The sequence below is a fragment of the Pseudomonas sp. SR18 genome (assembly GCF_023701505.1).
GTDB lineage: Bacteria > Pseudomonadota > Gammaproteobacteria > Pseudomonadales > Pseudomonadaceae > Aquipseudomonas > Aquipseudomonas cyclaminis.
On sequence record NZ_JAMQAU010000006.1, the window covers coordinates 269,684 to 284,878 of the forward strand.

The window sequence follows — 15,195 nt, forward strand, 5'->3', positions numbered from 1 at the left end:
TTTATTCCAGCGCCAACGTGACATCTTCACAGGGCCCCCTCTGCGGCACCAGATGAATATCGACACGCCGGTTGGCAGCACGCCCGACCTCGGTGCCGTTGCTGGCGATTGGCTGACTGGCCCCAACGCCCTGCACGGCAAAGCAGCTGTCGGCAATGCTCCCCATGCGTTGCATCCAGTCACGCACAGCGGATGCGCGCGCCTGGGACAGGGCCTGGTTCTGCTCGACAGAACCGGTTGCATCGGTGTGCCCGGCAATTACGATCAGCCAGCCCGGCCGGGCTTTGATGCCGACCAAGGCGTTGATCAACACGTTGGTGGAATCCGGTTTCAGCGTTGCACTGCCGGCATCGAACAGCGCCAGGCTGTCCAGTCGCACCGGTTCGGGCAGGTGGGTTTCAGGCTCAGGCACCACCAGCCACGTCCGCCAGGCGAACATCGAAAACAAGGCAAGGATAAGCCCCGATACCAATAGCCAGGGCAGTAGTGGGTGGCGCCGCAGCGGCGCTTCAGGAGGCGGCAGGATCACGACAGGTGTCATCAATGCCGGACTTATCACCCTCAATGGCACCGGTAGCGCTTCACTGGATGAGCCGAGCTGTTCCAAGCGCTGGCCGACCTGTTGACGCAGCGCCTGGAGCGACGGCAACGTGCCGTAGGGCGAAAAGCGTGGCTGCAACCGGCCCAGCTCGGCGTGCAGGTGGGCCAGGACAGGCACGCTGTACGGCGTAATTGTCGCGCGGCGCAGCAGCACGTGCAGTTGATCGAACAGCCACCCCAACAGGTCGAGCCGGGAGGACTCCATTGGCGGCCATACATGTGGCCACTCGCTGACCAGCGCCTGGATAATTGCAATGCCCTGGGCCATCCCCTCCATACCCTGGCGCTGGGCGCACGCCAGGGTGTAGTTGCACGCGGTTTGCAGGTCTGCGCCGTTGCGCTCGAACAGCCTCATGCACCACCGCTCGACCTTCACCCAGTCCACATCCGGACAGGCGGGATGGCCGAGCTTGGCCAGCTCATCGCGCACGTCCGTGAATTCGCTGAAACTGCGCGGATCACCGCCCACTTGAATACCCATCCCAAACACTGTCGTCATCGAGTTTCCCTTGCGTTATCGCTTCAAGACCTGGACAGGTACTGCTCGCGCTTCAAGTGACGCACCAGCACTTTGCCCTCGGGGCCCAGGGTGGTGCCGAAGCTCACGCGGTGCCCGTCTTTCAGTTGCAGGTCCAGGGCATATTCAAGATGCCCCGGCAACGTCTGGGGCAGCAGTTCGACCGCCACCGCCGCCAGACGCGGTTCGTACTTCAGCAAAGTGGCGGTCATGGTGTTGATCAATCCATGGGCGGTGGCGGGCAACCCTTGCAGGATCAGGCCCATGTCCGGCAACCCGTAATCCGGCAGATGGCTGAGCGCACCCGCGCGGCTGTTAAGGATGCGTTGCACGTTATCCAGTACGGACAGGGTGTGCTGGTCCTGCTCGCTCACGCGATGCAGTTCAAGTTCACCCTCGAAATTTTGCAGCAGCAGTTCGTAAAGCGAAGGGTTGGGCTCGGTCATGGCTCAGTCCTTCCCCAGGGGCCGCAGCGTCAGGCGGTTGTCTCCCAGCTCGATCACCCGCGCCCGATCCGGGTCCAGGTCGTCGCGCGCCAAGGTCAGGCGCCACGTGTTGCGCCGGGTATCGGGGTCTCGGAACAAGGCCACCACCGTGACGAACCGTGTGTCCGCATCCATAGGCACATTCAGTTGCGTCCCCTCCTCCGGCCTCAGCACTACCGAGCGTTTGTCCAGCAACGCGCTCGCCAGAAGTTGATCATCATCGGCCAGCAAACCCTCGTAGGTGGCCAGCTCCACCGCCTTGTTGTCGCGCAGTTGGTAAACCCGTATCAGAGTCGGCACTGACAACCCACTCATGTCGCGGGTCTGGGTGTTCAACGCGGTGCGCGCGCTGAAATCCAGGTGCAGGGTTTTGACCTGCTTGTAGAAGATCGCCCTGGCAGTCGACGCCGTGCCGTCCGACACCGTCTGCGCCAGGCCACACCCCGCGAGCGCCAGCGCAGTCGCCGCCAGCATCAATGACTTAAAAACGGTACGCGACATGCTGCGTCTCCCTATTGCACGGGTTAATCGAAAGGCCCTGGTAGCGGCCAAGGTTGATCGAAAGGCTGTCATCAACCGGCGCCTGCCAGGCATCGCCGCGCCACCCGAGCACACCGGTCATGCCTAGCCGGATCGGCGCGTGCCCCAGCACCGGTAAAGGCAGGCTGCGCACCGGCAGTGACAACTGCAATTTCACCGTGCATCGCCAACCCAGGTAGACACGTAGCAGTACCAGCAAATCGCGATACAACTCGCCATCCGGCAACCAACCACGGGCTTGCAGGGGGTCGTCGGTATAGAGCGCCAGGCGCAGCTGGCTGTTGGCGTCCTGGCCGACGCTGCCCAGCGGCATACCCTGGGACAAGCTCACCGGACGTTGTCGGGAAAGGCTGGCCGGGTGCGCCAACGTAATGCGTTGCGCCCAGTGCGCAGTCACCTGCGCCTGGGTGTCGGGGGCCAGCAACTTGACCAATGCCATGATGCCTTCGGCATTGCGCGTGGGCAGGCGCATCACACTGAGCAATGCCAGGAAACGCGAGACCGGCGTAGCGATCTGTCGCGCAGTGCCGGGAATGCCCAGGCCGATCAGGCCCAACAGGCATTGCGAAGTTGCATCGGTGCCGCCGGCTTCGAACGTTGCCGGGTAGGAATACTTGCGCCAGATCCGGTAGAGCTGGGTGAACAGCCGGTGATTGAACATGTCCAGGAACGCTTGAAGCGCAGCATGACCTTCCCGGCGTTGCGCGATGTCATCCAGAAATGCCGTCGGCATCGGCGAGTCGACCCCGTACAAACCGAGCAAGCGTGTGCGTACCGTCGCTGGCCGCTCAGGGCATACGTCATCGATTTCGATCGACTTCAACTCGCTGGCCGGAAATCCCATGCCCGGATCAGGCCGAAAGCGCACAGCATCGTCGGCGGGATGCGCGGTGCTGCCCAAAGGTGGTTGCCCCGGTAACGCCTGCTCCAACAACTGGCAAAACCGATACAGATTGGCCTCAGCCACTCGCGGTTGCAGGGCGTCCAGCAAACCGACGGCTTTCAGCCGGGAATACGCTGACTGTGGTTCTCGTTCCATCGCAGGCACTTTCCAGTAGGTTGCAGGATCAGCGTGAGCTGGGTGAACACATGAATATCGGCATACAGAGCAAAGAAACGGTTAAGCGTTTCGCCGAACAGGCTGATGTCGCCCTCCCCCGAAAAGCCATGGGCGTCCAGGGTGATTTCGATATCAACCCCGCGCAGCAAAAAGCCTTTCTCGAACCGCTGCACCAGGTGATGCCTGACCTCGACAATCGCGGCCAGGCGACGCCGATTCAGCTCGCTGCCAGTCCAGTCATAGAGCGCGAGCGTGCCCCTCAGTACCTCGGCATCGCCCAGCATCGGCAGGAAGTTCGACCCCAGGTGGCTCAGCACCCGCCAGTGAAAGCGGTCACGATTCGGCGGATAGCACGGCAAGGTCGGCGCACACAGGTTGCGCACGCGTAAAGCAGTTTGAGTGGACTGCACCGCGGTATCGAGCAGCGTGCTTTGCAGGGCCTTGCGCGGTAACTGACCGTGAGTCCCGGTCAGGCGCAACGAGAGATTTTCCTGCTCAAGCAGGCGGTCTTTGTCGAAGCCTTCGCCACCCAGGACCAACCAGGTGTCGTGCAGGCCATTCGCCGCGCGCTTGAGACGCGTATGGAAGTAGCGCTCCGGCGCTTCATCGCGCAGCATGCCGCCCTTGTGCCGAAAACTGGTGAACGGCACATAGTCCTGGCGCTCGCCGTTTCTCGACGCGGTCACGCGGTCCACTGAATAGATCTCCATATGGCCATCCTGCAAGCGCATGGGGCGCAGCAGGTAGTCGGTTTGCAACGGCGCCAGGGTCAGCGGGTCGGCCTCCAGCGGGAATAGGTTGATCACCGGCACGGCGTGCAGGCGGATGTGCTCGCGGGTCAGCTCGAAGGTCGAGGGCCAGGGTTCACGCAGCACCACCTCAAGCTCGAACCACTCGGTGTCGGGGGCAAGCTGCAAGTGCTCCAGACCACACAGGGTCACGAACATGAACTTTTCGCGGAAGCTGAAATACTCCAGCAATAGCTGATAGCCGCTGAAGGCGCTGTCACCCTTGGGCCACAGCCGGTCCTCTTCAGCAAAGCCCTTGGGCGCAAAATGCGCGGTGACGGGCTGGCGTTCGGTGTGGCCGGCCCAGCGCACATACATCGCCTGGGTGTTGAGGGTGAGCGCCTGATGCAACGCACTGGCCAGGGGCGCATCGGCGTTGAGGTACAGAGGCAGTCGGCTGAGGTCGATCTGGCTCCAGTCGGTCAACGCTCCGCAGGAAAAACGCAGGCGCAACACTGAGCGGCCGTCCGGCTCAAAGCCCCGCCCAACCGCGACCAAAGCCAGCGGCCGCAGGGTCAGATCCTGGGTGGTGGTGTAGCGGCAGCGTGTACGGTGTGGCCCGATGGGTTGTGACAGCACTTCGAAACCCTGGGCGATCAACTCGCTGCCTTTCATCTGCGCCAGTTCCGGCACCAGCTCGACCACCGACAGCGACGCAATGGTGCGCAGGTAATGCGGCCACAGCAGGCTGACCAACCCTTCGGTCAGCTCCGGCAGGTCATCATCGAGTTTCTCCCGCAGGCGGCCCATCAGGAACGCAAAACCTTCGAACAGGCGCTCCACATAAGGGTCCTGCGCGCCTGGTTTGTCGAGGTTGAGCTGTGCGGCCCGATCCGGGAACGCCTCTGCGAACTCCTTACCGGCCTCGCGCAGGTAGCGCATTTCGGCGTCGAAGTAGTGCAGCGTCAGATTGTCCATGCTCACAGAAAAACTCCTGGTGTATGAGGGTCAGCCGCAGAGCACTGCGGCGCGTACCGGGTCGATGGCCACGAGCGCCGCCAGCAATGTTTCCATGCGCCGCGCCAGGGTGGGTTTGTCGGCGTCGTTGCGCTGGGCTTTCACGCGCAAGAGCTTGAGCAGGCGCGCCTTGACCTCGAAATTCAGCTCGGGCTCCCACTCGCCCAACGCCTGGCGTTGCGCGGTGGCGTCCAACTCCCCGAGCAGGTGGACGGCCAAGTCGCTCTTGCCATACTGTTCGGCCACCCGCGCCATCAGCAGGCGCAGCAGCCAGCGCTGGCGACCGGTGTGGATACCAGGGCGCGCGGCCAGCCAGGCGAGCGCATGGTCCACGCCGTCACTGTCAGCCTGGGCGATGGCCTCGCCTTCCAGCGACAGGACGTCGCCGTTGTCTGCCGCCGCAGCCACCGAGGTAACGGGCAGCCACGGCTGGGGTCGGTTGCCGCTGACATGCTGGACGATCCATTCGCGGGTGGTTTCGTCCGCGAAGGGACTCCCGTCGCTCCAGCACAACACCTCCAACCCCGGCAGGCGTTCGAGAAACATGCCCAGGTCGCGCTTGGTGATATCGCCCCAACCGTTCTCGGGCGCAGGTTGTTTGCTCAAGGCTTGGTACAGGTACCACTGCAGATCGAGCCAGAAATGGTTCACACCTTCGGCATAAATCCGCTCGACCTGATCGATCAACTCCGCCCAGTTCTGTTGCAGGTACAAGCGCTTGAGCTGTGCCCGATAGTCCCCTCTCGGCGGTGTCAGCCGCGTGTGGTTGTTCTCCTCTTGAGGCGGCGCCTGATGCACCGTGTCCCAGCGCAGGCTCTTCATCAGGCGATGAGCGGCCAGCCATCCCAAGGGTTGCTCGCGCAGGTAAACAGCCAGGGCCCGACCGCTGTCGAGCAGGTCGCGTCCGGATTTGATCGACGTGACGGGCAAGGCATTGGCTTGCGCCGAGGACTCGTGGCTGGCGGTGTTCTGCGGCACCAGCGCCTCCGTCCCGCCGGACTGTGCCAACCGCGCGGACAAGGCGGTATACAGCGGTTCCAGGTTTGGCCTTTGCCCCTGCGGCCATGTACTCAAACCACGCTCAAGCCAGGCAAGCGCCGCCGCGGTACGCTCGGCTTCAGCCTTGACCACTTCCGGGTACAGCAGCAGTGTGTCCAGCACCTTGCTGCTGGCCAACCATTCCAGGGCCATCCTGCGGCTTTGGGGCCGGGCAGGCAGCACCGTTTCGGCAAAGCGCTCAATCAACGCGGCCAACAGGCTGAGGCCGTCGGCCAACCCAACTTCGCCCTCCTTGTGCAAGCGCGCCCATAGGTAGTAAGTGGCGACACGCAGATCTTTGCAGCTCTGGTGCAGCAGCTTTTGCGCCAGTTGGGCGACCTGCCCGGCATCGGCACCGGAGAGCTTGCTGACTTCGTCGCGCATGCGCTGGAAGTCATCGTCGTAGCCAGGGTCTTTGCCGACGGGAAACTCGGCGCTGATGGGTTGCAGCCAGGGTTGCCAGTGGTCGGCCTGTTCGTGGGCGACGCAGAGGGCATCGCGGGTGCCCAGGCAGCGGGTGATCAAGGTGCGAAGGCTCATGGGAAACTCCCGTTTTGTGCGTAGGCTGCCTGGCTGTCGGGCTCGCTGAGAAATATCTGCGCGGGCAACGTGAAGCCTCTCAACGTGAGCAACGCCAACGGCCCTGCGTCAAATTCGGTGCGCAGGTGCCAGGTCAGGCTTACGCCATCGGGCGCCTTGAGCAGCAGGCGATAACGACTGTCAGCGTCGTCCAGCGGCGTGACCTGGGCGTTTTCCAGCCAGCGGATCAGGCCCCAGGTGCCGGGGTAATCGCCGAACAGGCGCTCGCCGGCATGCACGCTGGTCCAGCTCAGGCTTACGCCGGGATAGTCGCTGTGGCCAGGCCATTGAAAACGCTGCCAGCTTTCCTTCTGGTTGAAGTACTGATGCCGGTCGCCGTTGAGGATGAACGTGGTCTGCACCACATCGCGCACGGCTTTGCCTTGCAGCTCGAAGCTCAGCCCCATGCCGCCGTCGGTGTAGAGCAAATCGGCGAGGTTGCTGAGGTGGTTGATGGCGCCGAGAAACTGCGGATTGAAACGCAGCCCCTGGCTGTGGCGTGGATCGGCGACCCACTGGCTGCCCTCCTTGCGCAATACACCGCTCAGTTGCCGCTGTAGAAACTGCTCGATGCGCCCCGAATCCGCGCGGATCATCTGCCCCAGCATCGGCAACGAGGCATCGCTGGCCGTGGCCGCAAACGGGTAGCGACTGGCGAAGGCCGCGTTCCACGGATTGACAATGGAGCGCTGCCATTGGCTGTTCAGGCCGGCGGCCGACGGTTGCAAGACCCGCTGCCAGGCCTGCTCCAGCGGCTGCACGAACAGCGTCTGCGCCGCCCCGCTCCACTGCGCGCCCAGGCTGGCGGCGAGCAGGCTGCCGTAGGCCTGGGTGTCGGTCAGGTCTACACGGCGGCCTTGAAACACGGTTTGCGCCAGCGCCTGCGTCATTTCCAACGGGTCGGGCGCGGTGCTGACTTGCTGGAGTTTCAAGCGCACCCGCGTCACCTGGGTCAGGAACGCCTGGAGGCTCTGGCCGTCCGTGTTGTTCTTGTCCAGCAGCGCCAACAACGGGCCGAAGGTCGCCGACAGCGGGTCCTTGATTTCGCGCACAGGGACCTTGTCCTGGCCAATCAGCCTGTGTGCGGATGCCGCCAGCGAATCGACCAAGGCCTCGGTGCGAGTGCCAGCCTGCGCGTGATAGGCCACGGTATTCATCAGCGCAATCAGCGGTGACTGGCGCACATCGCTCATCAGCGCCAACTGGTCGATGGACTCGTCAAGGCTCGCCGCCGGTTGCCAGCGCAGGCTGTTGAGCAGGTCCAGCCAGGCGCTGGCATAGTCCTGGAAGTAGCGCTCGGCAAGGCGCTCGCGTAATTGGTCGGGGCGCAATCGGGTGTCGACGTCGGCGGGTTTGTCGCTGAGTACCCAGTCGATTTCCTCACGACGGGCGTCGGCGATGTCATCGATGGCTTGGCGCACCTGCCCCTCCCACGCCTGCCGGGTGAAGACGCCGGGCACGCTGGCGTCGCTGGAAAACAGCGCAAAGGCATCGGTGTCGCCGACCAGTTGGTGCAGGTCAAGGGCCGGATAGTGAGTGGCGGCGTCATCGAGCAGTTGCTGGTACAGGTTGGCCTCGGCATTACGCTGGCCCAGTTGACCCAGCAGGATCTGTCGTACGTGCGCGATCAGCCGCGCGTCAGGTTCGATGCGCCAGGTCGGGTTGGCGGCCAGGTGCTCGGCATAGAATCGCCAAAGCGCGGGCGACAAGGTTTGCAAAAGACCTGGCGTAACTCCTGGGCGGGAGGGCTCAACGCTGCCCAGGGTTTTGACCAACAAGTCGGCATCAGCTTTGTCCGGACGCGCCATCATCAGGTAGGCCTTGAGCGGGTCATAGGCCTCGCGGGCGCGCTCGGCACGCTCTGGGTTATCCGCTTGCAGCCGGACCAGCGCGCTGAGTTGCTGACGAAGGCTTGCGGCGGCCGGGTCGCGGATCAGGCGGTTGTTGGCCTCGACGTAGCGCGGCCACACCGTTTCCAGCAGCGCCGGGTTTTGATTCAGGCCGAAGCGCTGGTACCACGGTGCACCGTGTTGAACGCGATCATCCAAGCGCGCCAATTCGCGGACCAGTTCGTTGAGGGCCTGGAGCTGTTCGTCAGCCTGGGAAGCGTGCTGCAAGGCCTCAACCGAGGCTCGAACCTGCTGGATCTGGGCGCGATTGCTGATAAAGGACAACAGCAGCCCTGCGCTCCACAGCATGGCCACGCCGAGGGCCAGCACATACCCGATTCGCGGCACACTCCAGCCGAATCGACGATGATTGAGGGGCTTGTCATCGAGCACACCCTGCCAGGCGCCATCCACCGGCCAGAAATGTTCGGGCATGTTGTTGATCGGCAACACCGGCAGACTGAACCACACCCCACGCAACGGCACACCGGCGGCCAACTCGCCAGCCAGGGGCGCCAGGGTGTGACACCAACGCGCAATGCCCTCGTCTTGCAGATCCCGCGACAGGCGCAGCAGGAAGTCATGGTTCATGACCGCGTTCATCTGCGCCAGGCCCTCGCGGCGCAAGGGTTCCACCAGACGTGTCAACGCATTTTCCAACACCGCCGGCGTAAAGCGAGCAGGCAAATGACAGCCGACCGGTTGCGCCATGCGCCCGGCCTGACGCCATTGGCTGTCGCAGACCTGCCACAAGTACAGCGGCAACTGCCAGCCAACGCGTTTGGCCAGGCGTTGCAACTGCCGCACACCCGCGCCCATTGCCGCATCGTCGGCGGCCTGGTTTTTATCCAGCGCCCAGACCACCCCGTCCAGCGCCCGCCCGCGGCTCAGGCCTTTCCAGCGCTCGGAGAATGATTGATCCAACCCCGCCTGGGCGCTGCCGCCCCAGAGCAGAACGGTACGTTGGCCTTCCAGCCAGAAGTGCTTGGTCAGGGTTGGGGCGAGGGCTTCGATTTCAGTGGGCTCGCCGATGACCAGTAGCAGGCGGGTTTTTTGGCGCCAGAAGAGGCCGTATTGAGTGCGCAGGCGGGCGCGCAACTCTGAAAAATGAAGATTCTTTTGGCGAGGCGCCATCATCGGTGCATCTGACGGGGCATAGACATTGTTCGCTTGCCCATATCGCCGGCGATTCTGACATTTTAAAAATGCCACTAGCCTTGGTAGGTGATAACCCGCCAGCGCGAGGAGGATGATCAATAAAAAAGCCAATACCTTGTGCGCATGTTCAATCAACCCGACCCGCTCACCGAACGTCCAGATCAGCCAGCCCAGCAGTAGCAAAAACGCGGTGCCCCATATTGCTGCGCCCACGTATCGCCACGAGTGACTCCAAGCGTTCATGCCAACTCTCCCGTAGTAACGGTACTAACCCAGTGCCCTGATTGTTCCCGGGCCAATACCAACAAAGGCGCGCGCTGATGCTGGGCCACCTCCACCGCAAGCGCGCTCACCAGCCAGTGACCGAGCGGCCCCGGCAGCCCGCTTAAATCCTCCTGAATCCATTGCTGCTCGACGCTCAGCGAAGCGCCATGGGCGCCAGCGACAGCAAGTATTTCACCAGTCAATGGTTGCCAGGCCGCGCTGTCGGCCAGCAGACCGGTTGCCTTGCAGGCAGTTGCCTGGGTTTGCAGCAACAGCGGTAGCTCGCTGTCCAGCGCACCGATATCCAATGGCATAGGCCTTGACAGACCCGCCGTGATAGGAAGTTTAAGAGCGATTGCCAGCCTGTCCGGACATAGGAGCAAGGCTGCGAGCCCGTCGGAGTAAGCACCTTTGCCATGCACCTGTAGCACCAGAATGAGCTCGATGACCGTGCTGCCGGTCTTTAGGGTTTCGTCGATCCAGCTGTACGACAATTCATCAGCCGTGCAGATCATCGCGGGAGGCGTTCGGTTTATCGCGTCACTCCAGACCCGCCGTAACCTATCGCTCAGGCCATCGTAATGACCGGGGTCGACATCGCTGAGCAGTGTCACTCGCAACTTCTGCCCTGAAGGCAGCGCTTTAATTGCCGACGCCACAGCGTGGATCAGCATCTGTAACCCGGCCTGGGCTCGCTCCGTTTCCACAGGCAAGACAGCAATACGCCGTGCTTGCCCGGTACGGGAAGGCAAGCCGGAAGGAGCTTGAGTCAATACACGCGCAGACACCTGATCCGGCAGCAGTACACAACTGGCGCAAATCGCCATGTGACGCCGGGCCCAGCCTTGCCAGGATTGCTGCGCTTCGTGTGCGCTTTCCTCAAGAAGCTGGTGATGGCTTAGCGCTCTGCCATAGACATGGGCACGGGCACCGAACGCCAAGAGCCACACCAACAACGGCATACCGGACAGTACCCGGACATCGAGCGCATGCAGCAACGACACACGTTCGGAGGAGTGCAAAAAAAACAACAGCACACACGCCAGCAACGCAACGACGGCCGCCCATAACCAACGCCCCAACAAGGGTGGCTTCGGCACATCCGCCAACGCGGATGGCTGACGATTCCAGCCCATGACTAACCCACCCCGCAATCGGGAGCGCTGGAAATCAGTTGGCAACCGCACTCACAACGACAGCCATTGACCACCATCGCCCGCCCCCCCTCAGACCAATCCCGGCTGCCGTCAACAATCCGGTTGACGCCATGCCCCGGCAGCGGGCAGCGCACCTCATCGCCTACCAATGCAACCCGTTTGCCATTAACGATGGTCGTGGATGAGGCCGATATGACCTCACCACCATGGGTGGTTTGATCACCTAATAAAACAAAGCCTTGGGACATCAACATTTCGCTCCATGGGTCATGTGTTCAAGTGCCCCATGCACTCAAACTTTCTTCAACGCTTGACTCGGTGAACGTCGCCACCAATTAAAAAGCAATGAGCCAACTTCTTATAACGAAGCAAACACAACTTGAATGCGTAATCGTCGATACCGAAAGCGCGTGAAAAAGATCACGGCTTCCATACAGGGAACTCAACTTCGCGCAAGGGATGAACGCTGCTCGGCAAGGGTTGCGTGAGCCCCTTATTCGTTGTCCTTTCACGGGAAATCCGCCCGTCAGCGCCGACCAGTCGATAGTCATATATCGGCAGCGCATTACCCCACTCATCCACAATAAGGTACTGCCCGAAACCAGGCTTTTCAGGGGACGGAATCCACTCGGGTAATAACCGTGGGCGACGGTCTGGACATCTTTCGTATTGCCAAACCGATAAACATTCACGGGCGCGTCCTGTGCGCAGGCTTTGTAGTTTCCAGAAGTCTGGTTGCGACTGACGTTCCTCCACTACGCTCCCGTCGGGATAGGTGAATTGGGTGTGGTTACCCTCTTTTTTCTCTTTTGGCTCAGTGGAGTAAACAGCAAAGCCCGAATGCAGAATGGGTTCAAAATGGACACGCCGAGCTTGTAACGCTTGATACTTGATATATATATGTCCCTCACCAGCCAAGCTGATGTATTTCTTATAGCCACCAAGAAAAGACTCACTTATCCACGGGTAGTAATCCTTCTTGATCGTCAGATCACCATCAACTTTGAAATCAGCTCCTCCCCGTGGCGAGTCGTTGTAGTCAAATATCACGACCACACCGCCGCCACCTCCAGCGGTCACGTTCTCGCCAAAACGCGTTGGATCGGCATACTCCACACCGAAGGTCACATTCGCCAAATGCCAGCGGCACGCTCCTCCGCCATCTTTTGGCAGTTTCACCTGGTAAAGATCGCTCTCTCCTTGGCGCTCCAGTTCCTTGTAAACCGACTGATGCCCATCCCGCTCCATACGTTGGCCGCTGGGGCCGCGTCTGATGCTCTTACAGATGGGCGAGCGATACATCACCCACATGGTTTCGGTTTTCAGTTCCTTGGGCAGTTTCACCGTGACGGTTATTGTTTCGCTGTTGGCCGGCGGCGCCAGGCTATAGTCCTGGCGGCAGCCGCTGACGCTGAAAAACATCACGCACAGAACCATTAACCGGCGCTGCAATATGGGCCTGCGCTTGGCGGCATCCACGGACTCGACAATCGAACTTGGCATGGTCGACCTCATCACTTCCATACAACAGGGAAAACAACTTCGCGCAAGGGATGAACGCTGCTCGGCAAGGGTTGCGTGAGCCCCTTATTCGTTGTCCTTTCACGGGAAATCCGCCCGTCAGCGCCGACCAGACGATAGTCATATATCGGCAGCGCATTACCCCACTCATCCACAATGAGGTACTGCCCGAAACCAGGCTTTTCAGGGGACGGAATCCACTCGGGTAATAACCGTGGGCGACGGTCTGGACATCTTTCGTATTGCCAAACCGATAAACATTCACGGGCGCGTCCTGTGCGCAGGCTTTGTAGTTTCCAGAAGTCTGGCTTCGATTGGCCGTCGGCTACGACGCTGCCGTCGGGATAGGTAAATTTAATGAAATTTCCAACTTTATGTACCTTTGCCCCCTCTGAGCTCACCACAAAATTCGAATACAGTGTGGGTTCGAAATACACATAGCGAGCTTGTAACGCCTGATACATGAGATAAGTACTGCCCTCACCTGCCAAACTAATACGTTTACTGTAGCCACTTAAAAAATTCTCATGTAACCAAGGGTAATACTCCTTCTTGATTGTCAAATCCCCATCGGCCTTGATATCAGCTCCTCCCCGTGGCGAGTCGTTGTAGTCAAATATCACGACCACACCGCCGCCGCCTCCAGCGGTCACGTTCTCGCCAAAACGCGTTGGATCGGCATACTCCACACCAAACGTCACATTCGCCAAATGCCAGCGACACGCCCCTCCACCATCTTTTGGCAACTCAACCTGATAAAGATCGCTCTCTCCCTGACGCTCCAGTTCCTTGTAAACCGACTGATGCCCATCCCGTTCCATACGTTGGCCGCTGGGGCCGCGTCTGATGCTCTTACAGATGGGCGAGCGATACATCACCCACATGGTTTCGGTTTTCAGTTCCTTGGGCAGTTTCACGGTGACGGTTATTGTTTCGCTGTTGGCCGGCGGCGCCAGGCTATAGTCCTGGCGGCAGCCGCTGAGGCTGAAAAACATCACGCACAAAACCATTAACCGGCGCTGCAATATGGGCCTGCGCTTGGCGGCACCCACGGACTCGACAATCGAACTTGGCATGGTCGACCTCATCACTTCCATACAACAGGGAAAACAACTTCGCGCAAGGGATGAACGCTGCTCGGCAAGGGTTGCGTGAGCCCCTTATTCGTTGTCCTTTCACGGGAAATCCGCCCGTCAGCACCGACCAGTCGATAGTCATATATCGGCAGCGCATTACCCCACTCATTCACAATGAGGTACTGCCCGAAACCAGGCTTTTCAGGGGACGGAATCCACTCGGGTAATAACCGTGGGCGACGGTCTGGACATCTTTCGTATTGCCAAACCGATAAACATTCACGGGCGCGTCCTGTGCGCAGGCTTTGTAGTTTCCAGAAGTCTGGTTGCGACTGACGTTCCTCCACTACGCTCCCGTCGGGATAGGTGAATTGGGTGTGGTTACCCTCTTTTTTCTCTTTTGGTTCAGTGGAGTAAACAGCAAAGTCCGAATGCAGAACGGGTTCAAAATGGACACGCCGAGCTTGTAAGGCTTGATACGTGAGATAGATATCGCCCTCACCTACAAGACTAATTCGCTTCTTATATCCACCCAAAAAGGCTTCTTTTATCCAAGGGTAATACTCTTTCTTGATCGTCAGATCACCATCAACCTTGAAATCAGCTCCTCCCCGTGGTGAGTCGTTGTAATCAAATATCACGACCACACCGCCGCCGCCTCCAGCGGTCACGTTCTCGCCAAAACGCGTTGGATCGGCATACTCCACACCAAAGGTCACATTCGCCAAATGCCAGCGACACGCCCCTCCACCATCTTTTGGCAGCTCAACCTGGTAAAGATCGCTCTCTCCCTGACGCTCCAGCTCCTTGTAAACCGACTGATGCCCATCCCGTTCCATGCGTTGGCCGCTGGGGCCGCGTCTGATGCTCTTACAGATGGGCGAGCGATACATCACCCACATGGTTTCGGTTTTCAGTTCCTTGGGCAGTTTCACGGTGACGGTTATTGTTTCGCTGTTGGCCGGCGGCGCCAGGCTATAGTCCTGGCGGCAGCCGCTGACGCTGAAAAACATCACGCACAAAACCATTAACCGGCGCTGCAATATGGGCCTGCGCTTGGCGGCATCCACGGACTCGACAATCGAACTTGGCATGGTCGACCTCATCACTTCCATACAACAGGGAAAACAACTTCGCGCAAGGGATGAACGCTGCTCGGCAAGGGTTGCGTGAGCCCCTTATTCGTTGTTCTTTCGCGGGAAATTCGCCCATCAGCACCGACCAATCGATATTCATATATCGGCAGCGCATTACCCCACTCATCCACAATGAGGTACTGCCCGAAACCAGGCTTTTCAGGGGACGGAATCCACTCGGGTAATAACCGTGGGCGACGGTCTGGACATCTTTCGTATTGCCAAACCGATAAACATTCACGGGCGCGCCCTGTGCGCAGGCTTTGTAGTTTCCAGAAGTCTGGCTTCGATTGGCCGTCGGCTACGACACTGCCGTCGGGGTAGGTGAATTTAATGAAATTGCCAACTTTGTGTACCTTTGACCCTTCCGAACGAACCAGTACCGAAGAGTGAAAAACAGGTTCGAAATACACTGTTCGCGCCTGCAATG

Annotated in this window: 12 protein-coding genes and 1 pseudogene; all 13 read right to left on the bottom strand. The window is 60.3% G+C overall.

Translation table 11 applies throughout. From position 1 onward, the window contains the following. Nucleotide 1 precedes the first annotated feature (1 nt). Nucleotides 2-1,099, bottom strand: a complete 1,098-nt coding sequence (locus tag NDJ82_RS12070) for an OmpA family protein (protein WP_250925530.1) — start codon at nucleotides 1,097-1,099, stop codon at nucleotides 2-4. Between the two features lie 23 nt (nucleotides 1,100-1,122). After that, nucleotides 1,123-1,563 (bottom strand): type VI secretion system baseplate subunit TssE, encoded by a 441-nt coding sequence (gene tssE / locus NDJ82_RS12075; RefSeq protein ID WP_099585136.1) that lies wholly within the window; start codon nucleotides 1,561-1,563, stop codon nucleotides 1,123-1,125. Between the two features lie 3 nt (nucleotides 1,564-1,566). Further along, entirely contained in the window at nucleotides 1,567-2,103 is a 537-nt protein-coding gene (gene tssJ / locus NDJ82_RS12080) for a type VI secretion system lipoprotein TssJ (protein WP_250925531.1), read from the bottom strand. Then, the gene (tssG, locus tag NDJ82_RS12085) at nucleotides 2,084-3,181 is read right to left on the bottom strand and encodes a type VI secretion system baseplate subunit TssG (protein WP_250925532.1); all 1,098 of its coding nucleotides are present in this window, start codon (nucleotides 3,179-3,181) and stop codon (nucleotides 2,084-2,086) included. The genes tssJ and tssG overlap by 20 nt, the downstream gene beginning before the upstream one ends. Then, complete coding sequence (tssF, locus tag NDJ82_RS12090; RefSeq protein ID WP_250925533.1) at nucleotides 3,145-4,914, bottom strand: type VI secretion system baseplate subunit TssF; 1,770 nt, start codon at nucleotides 4,912-4,914, stop codon at nucleotides 3,145-3,147. The genes tssG and tssF overlap by 37 nt, the downstream gene beginning before the upstream one ends. Before the next feature lie 24 nt (nucleotides 4,915-4,938). Continuing rightward, on the bottom strand, nucleotides 4,939-6,525 hold the full coding sequence (gene tssA, locus NDJ82_RS12095; protein ID WP_112194906.1) for a type VI secretion system protein TssA: 1,587 nt from the start codon (nucleotides 6,523-6,525) through the stop codon (nucleotides 4,939-4,941). Further along, entirely contained in the window at nucleotides 6,522-9,587 is a 3,066-nt protein-coding gene (locus tag NDJ82_RS12100) for an ImcF-related family protein (protein ID WP_250925534.1), read from the bottom strand. Before NDJ82_RS12100 ends, tssA begins: the two co-directional genes overlap by 4 nt. A gap of 263 nt (nucleotides 9,588-9,850) precedes the next feature. After that, nucleotides 9,851-11,011, bottom strand: coding sequence for a KPHS_23130 family T6SS system protein (locus NDJ82_RS12105; RefSeq protein WP_250925535.1), 1,161 nt, complete (start codon nucleotides 11,009-11,011; stop codon nucleotides 9,851-9,853). Between the two features lie 2 nt (nucleotides 11,012-11,013). Beyond that, nucleotides 11,014-11,286 carry a PAAR domain-containing protein gene (locus tag NDJ82_RS12110; RefSeq protein ID WP_352230439.1) on the bottom strand — a complete coding sequence of 91 codons (273 nt, stop codon included), beginning with the start codon at nucleotides 11,284-11,286 and terminating at the stop codon, nucleotides 11,014-11,016. Between the two features lie 166 nt (nucleotides 11,287-11,452). After that, on the bottom strand, nucleotides 11,453-12,535 hold the full coding sequence (locus NDJ82_RS12115) for a hypothetical protein (RefSeq protein WP_250925536.1): 1,083 nt from the start codon (nucleotides 12,533-12,535) through the stop codon (nucleotides 11,453-11,455). 11 nt (nucleotides 12,536-12,546) lie between these two features. Continuing rightward, nucleotides 12,547-13,629 (bottom strand): hypothetical protein, encoded by a 1,083-nt coding sequence (locus tag NDJ82_RS12120; protein ID WP_250925537.1) that lies wholly within the window; start codon nucleotides 13,627-13,629, stop codon nucleotides 12,547-12,549. An 11-nt stretch (nucleotides 13,630-13,640) separates the two neighbouring features. Beyond that, nucleotides 13,641-14,723, bottom strand: a complete 1,083-nt coding sequence (locus NDJ82_RS12125) for a hypothetical protein (protein ID WP_250925538.1) — start codon at nucleotides 14,721-14,723, stop codon at nucleotides 13,641-13,643. 11 nt (nucleotides 14,724-14,734) lie between these two features. Then, nucleotides 14,735-15,195, bottom strand: a pseudogene (locus NDJ82_RS12130) (hypothetical protein); the annotation flags it as partial.